Source organism: Microbispora sp. CSR-4 (assembly GCF_008033685.1).
In the GTDB taxonomy this organism is placed as follows: domain Bacteria; phylum Actinomycetota; class Actinomycetes; order Streptosporangiales; family Streptosporangiaceae; genus Microbispora.
Window position 1 is genome coordinate 24,791 of the sequence record NZ_VJVX01000033.1, and the last position, 15,526, is coordinate 40,316.

Below are 15,526 nucleotides of genomic sequence, written 5' to 3' on the forward strand. Positions count from 1 at the left end.
CATGGCGCAGCCGCGCCGGGGAGTTTGCGGCCGGAGGGTATGAGCGCTGGAGCGAGATCGATGAACGGGCGGGGAATAGATGGCCGTTATCAGGGTGGATGGCGCGTTTTGTCTGGTTGTGGCGTTCGTCGTCGGGTTGTCGGCGCCGCTCGCCGGCACGGCGTTCGGGGCTGTGCAGGCGGGGCACGGCCACGGATCGGGCAAGAGCAAGGGCCACGCCAAGCAGGTCACGGACGGCCGCAACACGGCCAACACGCCCGCGATCGCCAGCGGCCCCCTGCAGATCTCCAGGGGCAGGCGCAACGTGAACGCCGCCGCCGGCAACAACGCCATCGCGTTCACCGGCCTCCAGCAGGTGACGAGCGTCAGCGTCTTCACCGACACCCTCAGCGGCAGGTGCGTGGACGGGATCGACGACTGCGGGATCAACCAGAACGTGAACGCACGTCGTCAGAAGGCCCGGTAGTCCCGCGCGGCCATGCGCGGGCCACGGGCCGGCGGCCTGACACCGCTGAGCTCGATCAGCCTGACCACGCGGTGGCGGTGTCCCCGGAACGGTTCCAGCAGGTCGAGCATGCCGTCGTCGTCGGTCTTCTGCCCGGTCAGCGCGTAGCCGACGATGCCCGGCAGGTGGAAGTCGCCCACGCTCGGGGCGTCGGGATCGCCGTGGGCCCGCTGGCGCACCTCTGCGGAGGTCCACACGCCGATGCCCGGCAGCGCCCGCAGCATGCGGTCCGCCTCCTCCGATGACGCCGCCGTGGTCGTGCCCTCTAATTTCCCGGCGTGCCGGGCCGCGTTGACGATCGTCCTGGCCCGTACGGCCTCCGCGCCCGCCCGATGCCAGTCCCACGACGGGATCTCCCGCCACACCTCCGGCGGCGGGATGACGTACATGCCCTCGGGGGCCGGGCCCGGGGCCGGCTCGCCATAACGGCGCAGCAGGAAGCGCCAGGCCCGCCACGCCTCCCTGCCGACCACCTTCTGTTCGAGCACGGCGGGCGCGAGCGCCTCGAAGACCCGCAGGGAGCGCCCCACCCGCAGCCCGGCGGCGCGGCTCGCGAGGCCCGCGACGAACGCGGCGGCGCGGGCCTGCCGGGGGTCGCCCGCGCGGGTGAGCCGCGCGAGCAGGGCGGCGAAGCCCTCGATGTCGTCCTCGGCGCCGAGCAGCGACGGCAGCGTCTCCAGCAGCCAGCCCGCACCCGGCCCCCACGCCTGCGCGTGGACCTCGCCGCGGCTCGCCGTCACGCGCAGGGTGCCGGGCCCTTCCGGGGTGCGCGAGGTGCGCCAGATCGCCCCGTCCGGCGTACGCCGCCAGGCCGGGTCGCCTCCCCCGCGCCGGTGCGGCGACAGCGTCAACGCGACGTCGAGCTGCGCGGACGGGCGCCAGCGCCGCTCGCTTCGCCGTCCGGTGGAGGCCGCGGGGATCATGTCACACGTCGCTGGAGAAGCGGACGGCGCACTCGGGCAGGTTCACCCCGGGCCAGACGCGCATGCCGGAGGTGAGCTCGTTGCCGGGGCCGATGTGCGCGCCGTCGCCGACGACGACCTCGCGCAGCACCGCGCCGGAGGCGACGCGGGCGCCGACGCCGACGACCGAGTTCACGACGGTCGCGCCGGACGCGACGTGGCAGCCCTCGGACAGCACACTGCCGCGCACGCTCGCGCCGGCCTCGACCCTGGCCCGCGGGCCGACGACCGTGCCGCAGGTGACCTTGGCCTCGGGCGACACGACGGCCCCGTCCAGCAGGAGGCACTCGCCCACCGGGCCCGGCAGCGCGGGCGAGGCGAGCTTGCCCAGCACCAGGTCGGCCGAGCCCTGCACGAACGCCGCCGGGGTGCCCACGTCGAGCCAGTAGGACGTGTCGGCGTAGCCCAGCACCAGCTCGCCGGCCGCGATCAGGCCGGGGAAGGTCTCCCGCTCGACCGACACCACCTGGCCCTCGGGGATCGCGTCGATGACCGAGCGCTGGAACACGTAGCAGCCGGCGTTGATCCGGTTCGTCACGGGATTGGGGGTCTTCTCCAGGAAGGCGCTGACCCGGCCGTCGTCGTCGGTCGGCACGCAGCCGAACCGCGACGGGTCGTCCACCTCTGTGAGGTGGAGGGTCACCGCGGCCCCCCGTGAGACGTGCAGGTCCACCTGCTCCGCGATGTCGTGGCCCGACAGGATGTCGCCGTTCAGCACGAGCACCGGCGCGTCGGGCGGGCAGGTCAGCGCCCGCGCGGCGTTGCGGATCGCGCCGCCGGTGCCGAGCGGGGTGTCCTCGGTCATGTAGACGATCTCCAGGCCGAAGCCCGACCCGTCGCCGAACGCCTCGCCGAACATCGACGCGCGGTAGGACGTCGCGAAGACCACGCGGCGCACTCCGTAGGCCCGCGCCTTCGCCAGTTGGTGCGCGAGGAAGGGCACCCCCGCCGTCGGAAGCAGCGGCTTGGGCGTGCTGAGCGTCAGCGGCCGCAGACGCGTGCCCTGGCCGCCCACGAGAAGGATCGCCTCGAGACCGTCAGGCGACCGCACAGAACTCTCCCTCACAGCCGCGAGGGTAGCCTAGGTAGGCCGTCCGTATGGCTCGCCGATGCCGACCGTTGCGCGGACGTTTCATGACACTGGCACGATCTCCGGCCGCCGCGCGAAACTTTCATGATCCATCGTTTTGGTCAGCCCTCGACCGCCCGTTGGTAGGCGAGCAGATGCGCCTCCGCCGAGTGCCGCCACGTGAACTCGCGCGAGCGGGTGACGCCCGCCCGCGCCAGCGAGGCGCGCCGCTCCGGCGACTCCAGCAGGGCGCGCAGCGCCCGCGCGATGCTGTCGGCGTCGGGTTCGGTGTAGGCCACGGCGTCGCCGCCCACCTCGGGCAGCGAGGCGCGGTGGGTGGTCAGCACGGGCGCCCCGCACGCCATCGCCTCCAGCACGGGCAGCCCGAACCCCTCGCCTCGCGACGGGGAGGCGACCACGAGCGCCCCGCCGAGGAAGCCCGGCAGGTCGGCGAAGGGCAGGAAGCCGGGACGCACGACCTTCACCCGGGGCGGCAGCGCGGCCACGGCGGCGTCGACCTCCTCGTCCCAGGCGGGGCCGCCGGCCAGCACGAGCGCGGGCGGCGAGGACAGGTGGGCGACCGCCCGGCCGAACCCGGTCACCAGGTTGGGCACGTTCTTGCGCGGCTCCAGCGCGCCCAGATAGGCGACGTACGGCCGGCCGTGCAGGCCGATGCGCCCGGCCACCCGGCGTACGTCCTGCGGCGTGGGCGGGTGGAACAACGCGGGGTCCACACCGTGATAGGCGACGTCGATCCGGGTGGGGTCGGCGGCCAGCACCCGCACCAGCTCGTCCATGGTGGCCTTGGAGGGCACGATCACCCGGCTGGCGTGGCGTACGGCGGTGCGGGTGGCCGACCGGAAGAAGGAGGCTCTGACGGGGTCGTGCTGGTCGGGGTCGGTGAACGAGGTGACGTCGTGCACGGTGGCCACGGTGGGCAGGCCCGCGCTCAGCGGGATCGAGTAGTAGGGAGCGTGGATCACCTGGGCGCCCGCGTGCCGGGCGAGGACCGGCAGCCCGGTCTGCTCCCAGGCCAGCCGCTTGTTCCGGTTCGTGATCGCGGGCGGTCCTGACAGGATCCGCGCCGAGGGGGCGAGGGCGGCATAGCGCTCGGCGTCCGCGCGCTGGCAGACCACGGCGAGGTCCGCGCCCGCCTCGTGCAGGGCCGCGACCAGTCCATCGACATACCTGATCAGGGCGCCGCGATCGGCGGGGACCGCGGCGGCGTCGACGAGCACCCGGGGTGTCAAATGAATCGCTCCCCTCACTGGGCCCGCACCGGGCCGGGAGGATCGCTCCCCTGCCCGCGCGGTCCCGCTGGTTCCGGCGGTGTTCCGGCAGGGCCGGGGGCCCACGCCACGAACTGACGCCTTCCCCCGCGTCCCTGCTTGTCACTCTATTTCCGGCGTCCCCCAAAACGTGAGGGATATCACATGAGGATCATGTCCGCGCGCGGCCGACCCGCGCCGATTCCACGGATTCAGGCCCGGGTTACGGGTTCCTCCCGCGTACGGACCACGCGCCGGGAGGCCAGACCGGCGACGCCGGCGCACACGAGGTCGCCGACGGACACGATGAGCCGGGAGCACAGCGCGGCGGCGATAGCGGCGGGCCGGTCGAGCACCGGGGCGAGCGCGGCCACCATCGCGACCTCCCGCACACCCGCGCCCGCCGGAGCGATCACGAACACGAACCCCAGGCACCAGGCGAGCGCGAACGCGCCGAAGCTCAGGATCACGGCCGAGGGCCCGCCCGCCCCGAGGCCGTGCACGACGAGCGCCAGGTGCACGCCGTACGCCGCCCAGCCCACCAGGGCCCAGCCGCACGAGACGAGCACGCCGCGCCGGGTGAGCGGCCGTTCGAGCGGCGGGCGGCGCAGCACGCGCAGCCCGAACGCGATGACGCCGTTGACCACCTTCGGATGCAGGGCGGCGGCGACCACCGGCACGAGCAGCAGCAGCCAGGCGTATCTCATCACCGACTGCCCGGCGAGCACCGGCAGCGTGACGACGGCGACCAGCAACCCGGTGCCGAGATAGATCGGATAGGTCAGGAAGAAGGCGGCGGCGCTGCGCGGCCGGGGGATGCCGTGGTCGCGGCCCATCTCCATCTGCGCGAGCATCGGCCACACCGACCCGGGGATGTACTTGCCGAGCTGGCCCACGAAGAAGATCTTGGACGCGTCGGTGAACGCCAGCGGGGAGCCCAGGTCGGTCAGCAGCGCCCGCCACATGAGCATCCCCGACAGCAGCGCACCGAGCACCGCCACCAGCGAGCCGGTCAGCTCCACCCATGACAGGCGGGCGAACCCGTCCGCCACGGCGGTCCACTGGCTCGCCACCGCCCAGACGCCGAACCCCAGCGCCACGAGCAGGAACAGCGCGCGCACGGCCTTGCGGCGGGTCATCGGGACGTGCGGACCGGCTCGGGCGACTGCGGGAGCGGCGCGCCGAGGGGACGGCGGGGCGTCTTGGTCGCGACCCACAGATAGGTGGGGACGACCGGCAGCAGCGCCCGCAGGGCCGGGCGCGGCGTCCGCTCCAGCGTGGCCTTGGCGGCGCGGCCGACCGCGCCGGGGAACAGCTCGCCCCCGGCGAACCGCTCGGGCGCGGCCAGCACCGGGAACGTGTAGTCCCACACGTGGAAGTCCGCCAGCATCCGCCGCAGCCCGGGCCGGGTGCGGAAGCGCTCGTAGTAGTGGTCGGCCCGGCCGAACGCCCGCACGTAACGGTCGGCGGCGGCGGGCGGCAGGTAGGACAGGAAGGGCAGCTTGTAGTGCGGCTCCATGATCCCGAGCCGGTTGCCCAGGCCGAGATAGAGCACGCCGTCGTCGGACAGCACCCGGTGCATGTCGGCGATCACGGCGTCGGGGTCCACCACGTGCTCGTAGATGTGGTTGAAGACCAGCACGTCGATCGACCCGTCCGGGAACGGCAGGCGGGAGCCGTCCGCGCAGACGAACCCGACCCGCCCCCCGAAACGGTCGGACGCCTTGCGCAGACCAGGCACATCGATGTCGAGCCCGAGCGTGCGGCGCGCGCCCGCGGCGGCGAGCTCGTCGGCGATGAACCCGGCCGAGCACCCGACGTCGCCGACGGTCAGCCCCGACAGCACCTCACCGGGCTTGGCCGTGTCTCTGCCCAGGAAGTGCGCGAGCACCGCGATGATCTTCGCGGCCTTGCGCCTGCGCTTGTCCTCGTCGAGCATCGCGGCCTGGAACTCGGAGTATTCGAGCTGGGCCGCGCGTTCCGCGCTCATCCTCGCCCCCCGCTCACTCTCGTCCTCCGCTCACCCTGGTCGTCCGCTCACCCTGGTCGTCACGCTGCCCAACAGTACCCGTGCCCGCGCCGCCCCCGTCTCCCGATCGGCCCACCCTGTGGACAACCCGGCGCGGCGGACCTACCCACGAGTAGCTTCAGGCTTTACCCTGGGGCGCGTGCCGCGCCTGCTGAACCGCCTGCGCTCCAGCCCGCTGCTGCGGGTGCTGCTGGCCCTGGTCGCGCTCGCCTTCCTGGCGTACGGCCTGGCCCGCAACTGGACGGAGACCTCGGCCGCCCTGTCGCGGCTGTCATGGTGGTCGCTCGGGGGCTCGTTCCTTGCCGTGCTCGCCGGGCTCGGATTCATGCTGGTCGCCTGGCGCGACATCCTCGCCGGGCTCGGCTCGCCCCTGCCGCTGCGCGTGGCCGCACGGGTGCTGTTCGTCGGCCAGCTCGGCAAGTACATCCCCGGCTCGGTCTGGGCGTTCGCCGCGATGATCGAGCTGGCCCGCGACCACGGCGCGCCGCCGCGGCGGACGTTCAGCGCCACCGCCCTCGGCCTGGTGACCTCCCTGGGCTGCGCGCTCGCCCTCGCCGCGGCCACGCTGCCGGGGCAGATCGCCAGACAGGCGTGGTGGCTGCTCGCGCTGGTGCCGCTCATCCTCGTCGGCCTCCACCCCCGGGTGATGACCTGGGGGCTCAACCTCGCCCTGCGCGTCGCCCGCAGGGAGCCGCTCGACCGGGTGCTCAGCGGCGCGCAGATGGCCAAGGCCGCCGCCTGGACGATGGCCGGCTGGCTCGTCTACGGCGTGCACCTGTGGGTGCTCGTCGGCGGGATGCGGCCCGCCGGCCCGTCCCTCTACGCCGTCGCCGCCGGGGCGTACGCGCTGGCCTGGGCCACGGGCATCCTCACGGTCGTGGTCCCCGCCGGGATCGGCGTGCGGGAGGGCGCGATGGTCGTGGCGCTGGCGCCGGTGCTCGACACGCCCCGGGCGCTGGCCGTCGCCGTGGTGTCGCGTGTGATGTTCACCGCCGGCGACGCCGTCTGGGCGGGGCTCGGCTTCCTGCTCGCCCGCGGCCGCGCCGTCCCGGCCGCTCAGCTCTCCGACGCCGCCAGCAACGTGTCGAGGTAGACGGCCCAGTGCGGCTCGGGATCGACGGGCGCCACACCCGCCCGCAGCCGCTCCGGCGTCCCGGGCTCGTAGAACCGCTTGATCGCCTCGGCCAGCGGGCCGGCCGAGCCCGGCTCGACCAGGAGGCCGTCCACGTCGTCGCGTACGTTGTCGGGCAGCGCCCCGACCCGGGTGGCGATCACCGGCACGCCGTGCTCGTGACCGAGCCACACGTTCTGGCTCGCGGTCGCCGAGCGATAGGGCAGCACGAGCGCGTCGGCCTCGGCGAACAGCCCGGGCACGTCTTCGGCCGCCACGTATCCCGGCCGGATCTCCACCCGATCGGCCAGGCCGAGCCGGGCGATCAGGGCACGGGTGTCCTCCAGGCCGCCCCAGAACTCGCCCGCGACCGTCAGCCGTACGCCGGGCACCTGCGCGAGGGCCTCAAGCAGCAGGTCGAGCCCCTTGTAGGGCCGCACGATGCCGAAGAACAGCAGCCTGCCCGAGGGCTGTCGGCCCGCGGCCTTCCGCGCGCCGCGCGCGGGCAGGTGCGGTGCGAGTGCGGCCACCCGCACCGGCGCGCCGGTGAGCGCGCGGGCGAGGTCCGCCTGCTGCTCCGAGTGCGCGAGCACGCCGTCCACCCGGCGCAGCAGCGCCGTCATCAGCGGCCTGTCGTACGGCTTGCTCTCGTGCGGCAGCACGTTGTGACACAGCGCCACAACGCGCGCCTCGCGGCACGACGCCACCACGCGCGCCCGGCGGCGCAGGCCGTACAGGATGCCGAGATAGGCGGGCACCTGCACCGGACTGAGCACGGCGAACACGACGAGGTCGGCCGCGCGCAGCCGCCGCCCGCAGGCCACCCAGCCGTCCGGCCGCCGCCAGTCGAGGTCGCGGCGGGTGTCCGGGTAGGGCTCGCCCTCGGGGCTGTCGATCGTCTGCTGCCCGGGGTAGAGGAACGAGGGATACTGCGCCCGCCACGACTCGATGACCACGTCGTGGCCCCGCGCCCGCAGCCGGTGGGCCAGCTCGGTCGTGTGCTGCGCCCCGCCGCCCTTGTACGGATATGTCGGGCCGACGATCGCGATCCTCACACATCACCCCGGGATCGGACGATCAGGTCGGCCAGCAGGGCCACCGACCCGATCAGCATGCCGGAGATGAAGATCACGATGGCGTTGCTGGTGAGGTAGAAGCCGTAGCGGATCACGTCGTACAGGCCCTTGACGAACCCGATGCCGACCAGCCAGAGCGCGGGCGGCATGAGCACCTTGAGCGGGTTGAAGTACATGACCATCCGCAGCACCTGCAGGATGTAGCGGTAGGCGTCGGAGACGAAGTTGAACTTCGACTTCCCGGCCCGCTTCGAATACTCGATCGGCAGGTAGAAGACGTCGTGCTGGTTCGACATGAACGCCAGCGTGATCGTCGTGACGCAGGAGAAGCCGGGGGGCAGCAGCCGCAGGTAGGGCTTGGCGACCGACTTGCGGAAGGCCCGCAGGCCCGAGTTGAGGTCGGGGATCTTCTGCCCGGCCAGCCGCTCGGCCACCTTGCGGATGAACCACTTCGCCGGCACCCGCAGGATCTTGTGCGAGCCCTCCTCGGTGGTGCGCGCGCCCACGACCTGGTCGATCGTCGGGTCCTTGTCCAGGATCTGGACCAGCTCGGGGATGCGCTCGTTCGGGTAGCTCATGTCGGCGTCGGTCCACACGACGATCTCGCCGCGGGCCTCCTGGCTGCCGATCCTGCGTACGGTGCCGGAACCGCCGTTGCGGTGGAACGCCCTGATCCGCATGTGCGGGAAGCGCGGTGCGGCCTGTTCCAAGCGCGCGAGCGTATGGTCGGTGGAGCAGTCGTCCACGGCCAGCAGTTCGTAGGTGTACCCGCTGGCGTCCATGGCCGCGCAGATGCGCTCCACCTCGTCGATGACGTGGTCCTGCTCGTTGTAACACGGCAGGACAATCGTGACGTACGGGGTTTCTGCGGGAGTCACGGCGCTTCCAGAGGTCTCGGGCGAGGTCACGTCCGGCTAGGGTACTCTGCCCCGGCACATCGCGGTCTCACTTCCCGGACGCCTCCTGCCGGTCAGGTGGGCACGGTCATCCAGACGTTGACGGTGAGCGACCAGGTGCCGTTGGGCGGGTCGACCAGCGAGCGTTCGTCCTGCCGGGTGCGCAGGCTCATCACCCGTCGCGCCGGGCCGTACGCCATGAGCTGCTCGGGCTCGGCGGCGAGCAGCACGGGCACGCGGCCCGTACGGCGGACGGCCTCGGCCAGGCGCAGCACGTCGGCCTGCAGCGGCACGTCGGACTTCTGGGGATAGACCACCCGGGCCGTCGGGAGCCCGCACTGGCCGCGGATGACCTGCGTCAGCCGGTCGCCGGTGACCCGTTCGACGATGAGCACCGAGGCGTTCGCCGGGATCGCCCGGCACAGGCCCGCCACCGCGGCGGCCTCCCCCCGGTTGACCGGCGTGAACGCGGTGCCGATCGACGTGATCGCGGGCGGGATCACCATCAGCAGCGCCCCGGCCGCGACGGCGACCCGCGACCGTGCCGGGCTGGACCAGCGCGTACGCGCCGGCCGTTCCGTAAGCCAGTGCAGCCCCCAGACGGCGAGCAGCACCAGGCCGGGGATGACGACCGGCACCAGCCTGCGCGAGGCGAAGGGGTGGTCGGGAGTGATCGCGGGACGCCAGAGCGTCGTCACCGCCGTCCACCCGATCACGGCCAGCGGCAGCAGCCAGCCGAACTCCTTCGTCAGGCCGCTCTTCATCAGGCGGCGCACGAGCACGGCCGCCGCCAGGGTGGCCAGCACGACGGCGGGAATCCCGACGTACCAGAAGACCCAGTCGAGGGAGTGCTCGTAGTAGAGCCGGGACGAGTCCTTCGCGAGGCCGTTGGCGATCTGCGTCTTCTCGATGAAGTCGGCCGTGAGCCGGTCCTCGGGCGTGACCGCGTGACGGCGCACGGTCTGCACCCAGGGCCGCACGGCGAAGCCGATCATGACCAGCACCACCAGGGCCGCGGCGGCGTCCGGCAGCCATCTCACCCTGGGGAGGCGGCGCGCGCGGACGGCGATCCAGGGCGCGAGAGCCGTGCCGGCGGCCGTGAGCACCACGACGACGGCGCAGATCGCGAGCAGGGGGACGAGCGAGCCCGACAGATATTCCAAATACGGCCGGGCGAGGACATAGCCGCCGATGAACCCCCACAGCGCGCCCACGACCAGGCCGGTCAGCAGGGGCACGCCCAGCCGTCCCTCGGGATAGGGCCTCTCGCGGGGAATCCGCCGCAGCGCGATGAGCAGCCCGGCGAAGGCGAGCACGGGCAGCACGTCGCGCAGGCCGTCGATGCGCACCAGCAGCGCCAGCCCGAACGACAGCCCCGCGAGCACGGCGGACGGGAAACCCGCCCCGGGCAGCGCCGCGCCGAGCCGGGCGCGGGCGTCGAGCAGCAGGTTCATCCCGCCGAACAGCAGAATCAGCGATGGGATCTCGCTGAACGTCGTCCGCGACGTGTAGAGGATCGGCAGGCTGATCGCGAACACGAGCGCGGCGAGGGGCGCCCAGCGCGTGCCCACGAGCCGCGCGGCGGTCCCGGCGACGGTGAGCACCGCGAGCGCGCCCAGCACGGGCGGCACGAGCAGCAGGCCGGGGACGCCGCCCAGCCAGTGGCCGATCGCGTAGGTCATCGGCGGCCCGGCCATGAACTGGGGGACGATCCCGTCGCCCGTCATGTAGACGCCCATGCTGTCGAAGCGGAGCGCGGGATCGGGGCCGCCGAAGTCGCTCACCGGGATCGGCAGCGACCCGTGCCGGGCGAGCCAGACGGCGTACTGCGCGTAGGTCGACGGGTCGCGCCGGACGATCAGCTGCTCGCCGTGCAGGAGCCCGTTGAACACTCCCGATCCGAGCGCCACGGCGAACGTGGCGGCCGTGGCCCACCGGTGCGGCGCGGCGGTGGTCCCGGGCAGGCGGCGCAGGCCGCACACGCACAGCAGGAGGGCGGCGGCGCCGCCGAGCAGCGCCATGGGCAGCGGCCGGAACCACCCGAGCAGCAGCAGCGGCAGCCCGGCGAGCAGCCATCCGCTCAGCGCGAGCGCGGGCACGACGGAGACGGCCGCGAGCGTCCTGCCCGCCGCCTCCCGCTCGGACGGCAGCCGTGTGCGGCCGGATCTGTTCACTGGGATGCCCCCGAGATTAGCGGCCCCCACGCCTTCACCGGGAAGATCGTCCGCTGCGCGCGTCGCGATTTCCACAGGCGCGTGCTCGGCTCGCACGGGGGGTCGTACGGAGCCGGTAGCGTACGCCGGGAGGCAGGCAGGGGGGCCATATGAGGGTGTCGGACGGCCGGGGCTCGGCGCCCTGGCCCGGGTGGGACGGGCCGCGGCACGCGCGTCCCGAGCCTGCTCTGTCCGGCGAGCCGCCGTCCCGGAGACCGATGAGCCGGGCACCGATGAGCCGGGGACCGATGAGCAGGGCTCGCGCGCGTGCGACGCGAACGGAGCTACGCGGGTGGGCGCGCAGGCACCGGTGGTTCCTCGTGGTCTTCGGGCTGGGGACGCTGCTGCGGCTGGTGACCATGCTCGGCTACCGGCCCGCGCTGTGGTTCCCCGACTCCTACACCTACGTCGTGACGGCCATGCGGCCGAGGCCCGACCTCGTCCGCCCCGCGGGCTACTCGATGTTTCTGAGGCTGCTGGAGCCGTTCCACAGCTTCGCCCTGGTCGTGACCGTGCAACATGTGCTGGGGCTGCTCGTCGGCGTGATGGTCTACGTGACCGTCCTGCGGCGCGGCGGCCCCCGGTGGGCGGCCGTCCTGGCCTGCGTCCCGGTGCTGCTCGACGCCTACCAGATCGAGCTGGAGCACCTGCTCGTCTCCGACACGCTGTTCACGTTCCTGGTCGTGGGTGCGGTGTGCCTGGCCATGCGCCGCACCCTGACGCCGCGCTCTGCCGCCGCGCTCGGCCTCGTGCTGGCCGCCGCCACGCTGACCAGGACCGTCGGGCTGCCGCTGATCGCCGTCTTCGCGCTGCTCCTGCTCGCGTACGGCGTGCGCCGCGCGGCCGACGGCGCCCGCCCGGGAAGGGTGGTGGCCCGGCTCACCGTGCCGTTCCTGGTGGCCGCGCTGCTGCCGATCGCGGGTTACGCGGGCTGGTTCTACGCGACCTACCAGCGCGTCGGGCTGGTCGGCTCCAACGGAGTCTTCCTCTATGCCCGCACGATGGCGTTCGCCGACTGTTCGGTGATGAAGCCGCCGCCCGACCTCGCCGTATTGTGCGATCCCCGGCCTCCGGCGTCCCGGCCGGCGTCCCAGGAGTACATCTGGAACGCCGAGTCCCCGCTCGTCCGGTTGCCCGGCATCACGTTCACCAAGGAGACCGACACCCTGGCCGGTCGGTTCGCCTCGCTCGCGATCCGCAGCCAGCCGCTCGACTACCTGCGTGGCATGCTGACCGAGCTCGGCAGGTCGTTCACGCTCGGCCGCCCCGTCTATCCGGACCCGGAGACGTACGGGTACTACGAGTTTCCGGCGACCGTGCCGCCGTCGCCAGGCAGGCACCCCGCGCTCGTCGGCAAGGAGTTCGCGCAGCGTTACGAGCAGGGGCCCATCGCGGTGGACGTCGTCGAGCCGATCGCCGGGGTGATGCGGGCCTATCAGGGCGTCGTACGGCTGCCAGGAACGGCCCTGCTGGTGATCCTCCTGGTGCCCCCGGCCGCCTGGGCCGTACGGGCGCGGTGGTGGCGCGACGCGGCGCGGGCCCGATGGCAGCCGGGGGCGGCGCGGACGCGACGGCCGGCCGCACACCGCGCATATTCGAACGGCGCACATTCGAACGGGGCGCACTCGAACGGGGCGCACTCGAACGGGGCCGGCCTGGACGGGGCCGGCCCGGACGTGGCAGCCGCGAGCAGGGCCGCCACGAGCAGGGCCGTCGCAGGCCGGGCCCGCTCGAACGGGTCCGCGTCGAACTGGGGCGTCGCCTGGGCGACCGCCTGGGCCCTGCTGCTCGTTCCGCCCGCCACGGCCCAGTTCGACTACCGCTACGTCCTGCCCGTGGTGCCGCTCGCGTGTCTGGCCGCCGCCCTGTCCGTCCGGGCCTCCCAGACCGGACATGACCGGCTGAGCTGACCAAACAGCGGCTGAAACATCAAATCCCGGTAAAGGGAAACTCAATGTCATACCCAGAATGTCGGTGTTTAGTATGCTCTGCCCCTGGATCAGGGGGACGTGGCACGGCGTGATCGCGGCCCGGATCCTCCCAATCGCGGCGCCCGCAGACGCTCCAGTGACCTAACCTCGGAGCGCCACGTGATCGCCAGGCAAGGAGGACAAGTGCGCGAGCGAACCAGTAATCCTGCCGGCCTCTCGCCCACTAGTCCGGCCGCCCGACCAGGCCGTACGGCCGCCTGCCGGGCGGGCCTGCGATGAGCGAGCACAGGCGCGTCGGCGCGCGTTCCGGCCGTCCGCCGGCTCCGGCCGACCAGAGGGTCTGGGGTCCCCGGGAAGACGGCGCGTACGACGACGCCTTCGAGGCTCCCCGCGGACGCAGGGGGGCTCCCGGGCCCGCCGGATACGCCGACATGCCGGTGGCCGCCGGCCCCGCGGGCTACGCGGAGATGCCGGGGAGACGAGGCCGGCAGCGACCGCCCGAAGACGACTACCCGCCCGATTACCCACCGGAGGCGTACGACGCGGGAGGACGCCGCAGAGGCGGGCGGCGCGCCGAGCCGCCCGAGCCCTTCTTCGAGCCCGGTGATCCTCTCTACGAGGATGAGGAGCCGCCGCGGCGGCGCGGTCGCAGGCGTGGCGGCGACGATGACGGCCTCGGCCCGGCCCCCACCGCCGCGAGCCGAGCCTCCGGAGGCGGCGGGGATCTCCCCCCGGACGACAGGCCATCCCGCCGGCGCGGAGGCGGCGGGGGCGGCGGCCGGTCCGGCCTGGGGATCGGCGGCTGGATCAGCGTGGTGCTCACGTGTGTGATGGTCATCGGCACGCTGACGGCCTACAAGGTCTATCGGAGCACGATCGGCCTGATCAACAGAGGCGCGTCCACCGACGACCTCGACAAGAACCGTCCCGTCAACGAGACCGGCGCGATCAACGTGCTGCTCGTGGGCTCCGACACCCGCGCGGGTGACAACAAGAAGTACGGCCAGCACCTGGTCAACGACGGCGAGCGCACCGACACGATCATGCTGCTGCACGTGTCGCCCAACCGCGACGGCGCGACGCTGCTGAGCTTCCCCCGCGACTCCATGGTGATGATCCCCGCCTGCTACAACAAGAACAAGACGCTCGTCCCGGCGCACCTCGGCATGATCAACTCCGCGTTCTCCGACGGCGGGATGATCTGCACGCGCCGCACGATCGAGACCCTCACCGGGATCCGCATCCACCACTACGTGAAGGTCGACTTCACCGGCTTCAAGAACATCGTGAACGCGCTCGGCGGCATCGAGATCTGCCTGCCGCAGGCCGTCAACGACAAGAAGGCGAAGCTCCAGCTCCCGGCCGGCAGGCAGATCGTGAAGGGCGAGGCGGCGCTCGGCTACGTGCGGCTGCGCTACGGCCTAGGCGACGGCAGCGACATCTCCCGCATCAAGCGCCAGCAGGTCTTCATCTCCCAGGTCGTGAAGAAGGCGACCAGCAGCGCCCTGCTCACCGACGTCGGCAAGCTGCAGAACTTCATCGCCGCCGCGGCGAAGTCCGTCACGATGGACGACGCGCTCAACACCGAGGAGCTCATCAAGATCGCGCAGAGCGCGCAGAAGCTCTCGGCGAAGGGCTTCAAGGCCACCACCGTGCCGTGGGAGCCGTACGTCGCCGACAAGAACCGCGTCCAGTGGAAGCAGCCGGCCGCGGGCAACCTCTTCAAGGCCATCGCGAACGACACCGAGGTCACCCCGACCGCGAGCGCCACCCCGACCGCGGCCGCCTCGCCGTCCGGCCCGGTGGTCACCAAGCCGCAGCAGGTCAAGGTGCAGGTGTTCAACGGCACCAACACAGCCGGGCGGGCCAAGGAGGTCGCCGAGGAGCTCTCCGCGCTCGGCTTCAACGTCGTCGGCGTCGGCGACGCCAGGAAGCCCGACGGCACCGATCAGCCGAAGACCATGGTCCGCTACACCGGTCAGGGCTGGAACTACTCGAAGATGCTGGTCGGCAAGCTGCTCAACCCCGTCAGCCCGGAGACCGGCAAGGTGGCGAGCGGCCCGGTCACGCCGTTCACGCCGTCCTCGCCCCCGCCGGACGCGCCCAAGGGCAAGGTGCGCGGGCCGATCATCCAGCTCGTCGTCGGCGCCGACTGGAAGGGCGTCCGCTCGCCCATCGACCTGGGCGACAACGCCATCACCGCCGACACCAACCCCTGCGCGACCTGAACCGCGCCACGGCCGGGCCGGGGCTCCTGCGTCGTCCACGAGGACGCGGAGCCCCGGCCCGTTTCCGTTTCCGGCGGTCTGCCGGTTTCCGGCGTTCTGACACCGGGATTCACAGAAGCCACAAGAGCTTCGTTCGGCCCCAGAGGCGACATACGCGTTCAAGAACGTTAGGGTGAACACCTGGCGGACGCGCCCTGTTCGCCCGTTCGGGCTTATGCGCCGGGGCGCCTTCGCTAGT

General features: G+C 72.7%; 12 protein-coding genes. 4 read left to right on the forward strand and 8 right to left on the reverse strand.

From position 1 onward, the window contains the following. Positions 1-118 precede the first annotated feature (118 nt). A complete protein-coding gene (locus FLV34_RS23275; RefSeq protein ID WP_147944048.1) occupies positions 119-466 on the forward strand; it encodes a hypothetical protein in 348 nt (115 codons plus the stop codon). Here FLV34_RS23275 and FLV34_RS23280 read toward each other — a convergent pair. From FLV34_RS23280 to FLV34_RS23300, 5 genes are all read right to left on the reverse strand, one after another. Then, positions 451-1,428, reverse strand: coding sequence for a DNA-3-methyladenine glycosylase (locus tag FLV34_RS23280; RefSeq protein ID WP_147944049.1), 978 nt, complete (start codon positions 1,426-1,428; stop codon positions 451-453). The two genes, FLV34_RS23275 and FLV34_RS23280, sit on opposite strands and share 16 nt — an antisense overlap. Before the next feature lies 1 nt (position 1,429). Then, on the reverse strand, positions 1,430-2,518 hold the full coding sequence (locus FLV34_RS23285) for a sugar phosphate nucleotidyltransferase (protein ID WP_142648084.1): 1,089 nt from the start codon (positions 2,516-2,518) through the stop codon (positions 1,430-1,432). A gap of 140 nt (positions 2,519-2,658) precedes the next feature. Next, positions 2,659-3,786 (reverse strand): glycosyltransferase family 1 protein, encoded by a 1,128-nt coding sequence (locus FLV34_RS23290; protein ID WP_142648083.1) that lies wholly within the window; start codon positions 3,784-3,786, stop codon positions 2,659-2,661. Between the two features lie 230 nt (positions 3,787-4,016). Continuing rightward, the gene (locus tag FLV34_RS23295) at positions 4,017-4,943 is read right to left on the reverse strand and encodes a lysylphosphatidylglycerol synthase domain-containing protein (RefSeq protein ID WP_142648082.1); all 927 of its coding nucleotides are present in this window, start codon (positions 4,941-4,943) and stop codon (positions 4,017-4,019) included. Next, complete coding sequence (locus FLV34_RS23300; RefSeq protein WP_142648081.1) at positions 4,940-5,794, reverse strand: class I SAM-dependent methyltransferase; 855 nt, start codon at positions 5,792-5,794, stop codon at positions 4,940-4,942. The genes FLV34_RS23295 and FLV34_RS23300 overlap by 4 nt, the downstream gene beginning before the upstream one ends. Positions 5,795-5,972: 178 nt before the next feature. On the opposite strand from FLV34_RS23300, the gene FLV34_RS23305 reads away from it, so the two are divergent. Then, positions 5,973-6,926, forward strand: a complete 954-nt coding sequence (locus FLV34_RS23305; protein ID WP_312845742.1) for a lysylphosphatidylglycerol synthase domain-containing protein — start codon at positions 5,973-5,975, stop codon at positions 6,924-6,926. On the opposite strand, the gene FLV34_RS23310 is transcribed toward FLV34_RS23305, so the two are convergent. The 3 genes from FLV34_RS23310 to FLV34_RS23320 form a co-directional block, all read right to left on the reverse strand. Next, positions 6,890-7,999 carry a glycosyltransferase family 4 protein gene (locus tag FLV34_RS23310; RefSeq protein WP_147944050.1) on the reverse strand — a complete coding sequence of 370 codons (1,110 nt, stop codon included), beginning with the start codon at positions 7,997-7,999 and terminating at the stop codon, positions 6,890-6,892. The genes FLV34_RS23305 and FLV34_RS23310 overlap by 37 nt on opposite strands. Then, a complete protein-coding gene (locus FLV34_RS23315; protein ID WP_261985869.1) occupies positions 7,996-8,898 on the reverse strand; it encodes a glycosyltransferase family 2 protein in 903 nt (300 codons plus the stop codon). Before FLV34_RS23315 ends, FLV34_RS23310 begins: the two co-directional genes overlap by 4 nt. A 92-nt stretch (positions 8,899-8,990) precedes the next feature. Further along, complete coding sequence (locus FLV34_RS23320) at positions 8,991-11,090, reverse strand: hypothetical protein (RefSeq protein ID WP_261985870.1); 2,100 nt, start codon at positions 11,088-11,090, stop codon at positions 8,991-8,993. 287 nt (positions 11,091-11,377) lie between these two features. Here FLV34_RS23320 and FLV34_RS23325 point away from each other — a divergent pair, with 287 nt between their 5' ends. Together FLV34_RS23325 and FLV34_RS23335 are read left to right on the forward strand one after the other, a co-directional pair. Beyond that, positions 11,378-13,039 (forward strand): hypothetical protein, encoded by a 1,662-nt coding sequence (locus FLV34_RS23325; RefSeq protein WP_261985871.1) that lies wholly within the window; start codon positions 11,378-11,380, stop codon positions 13,037-13,039. 296 nt (positions 13,040-13,335) lie between these two features. Continuing rightward, the gene (locus tag FLV34_RS23335; RefSeq protein WP_147944052.1) at positions 13,336-15,288 is read left to right on the forward strand and encodes an LCP family protein; all 1,953 of its coding nucleotides are present in this window, start codon (positions 13,336-13,338) and stop codon (positions 15,286-15,288) included. Positions 15,289-15,526: the final 238 nt, after the last annotated feature.

Coding starts and splice junctions, on each gene's coding strand:
- FLV34_RS23280 (WP_147944049.1), bottom strand. CDS start 1,428: ATGATCCCCGCGGCCTCCACCGGACGGCGAAGCGAGCGGCGCTGGCGC.
- FLV34_RS23295 (WP_142648082.1), bottom strand. CDS start 4,943: ATGACCCGCCGCAAGGCCGTGCGCGCGCTGTTCCTGCTCGTGGCGCTG.
- FLV34_RS23300 (WP_142648081.1), bottom strand. CDS start 5,794: ATGAGCGCGGAACGCGCGGCCCAGCTCGAATACTCCGAGTTCCAGGCC.
- FLV34_RS23325 (WP_261985871.1), top strand. CDS start 11,378: ATGAGCAGGGCTCGCGCGCGTGCGACGCGAACGGAGCTACGCGGGTGG.
- FLV34_RS23335 (WP_147944052.1), top strand. CDS start 13,336: ATGAGCGAGCACAGGCGCGTCGGCGCGCGTTCCGGCCGTCCGCCGGCT.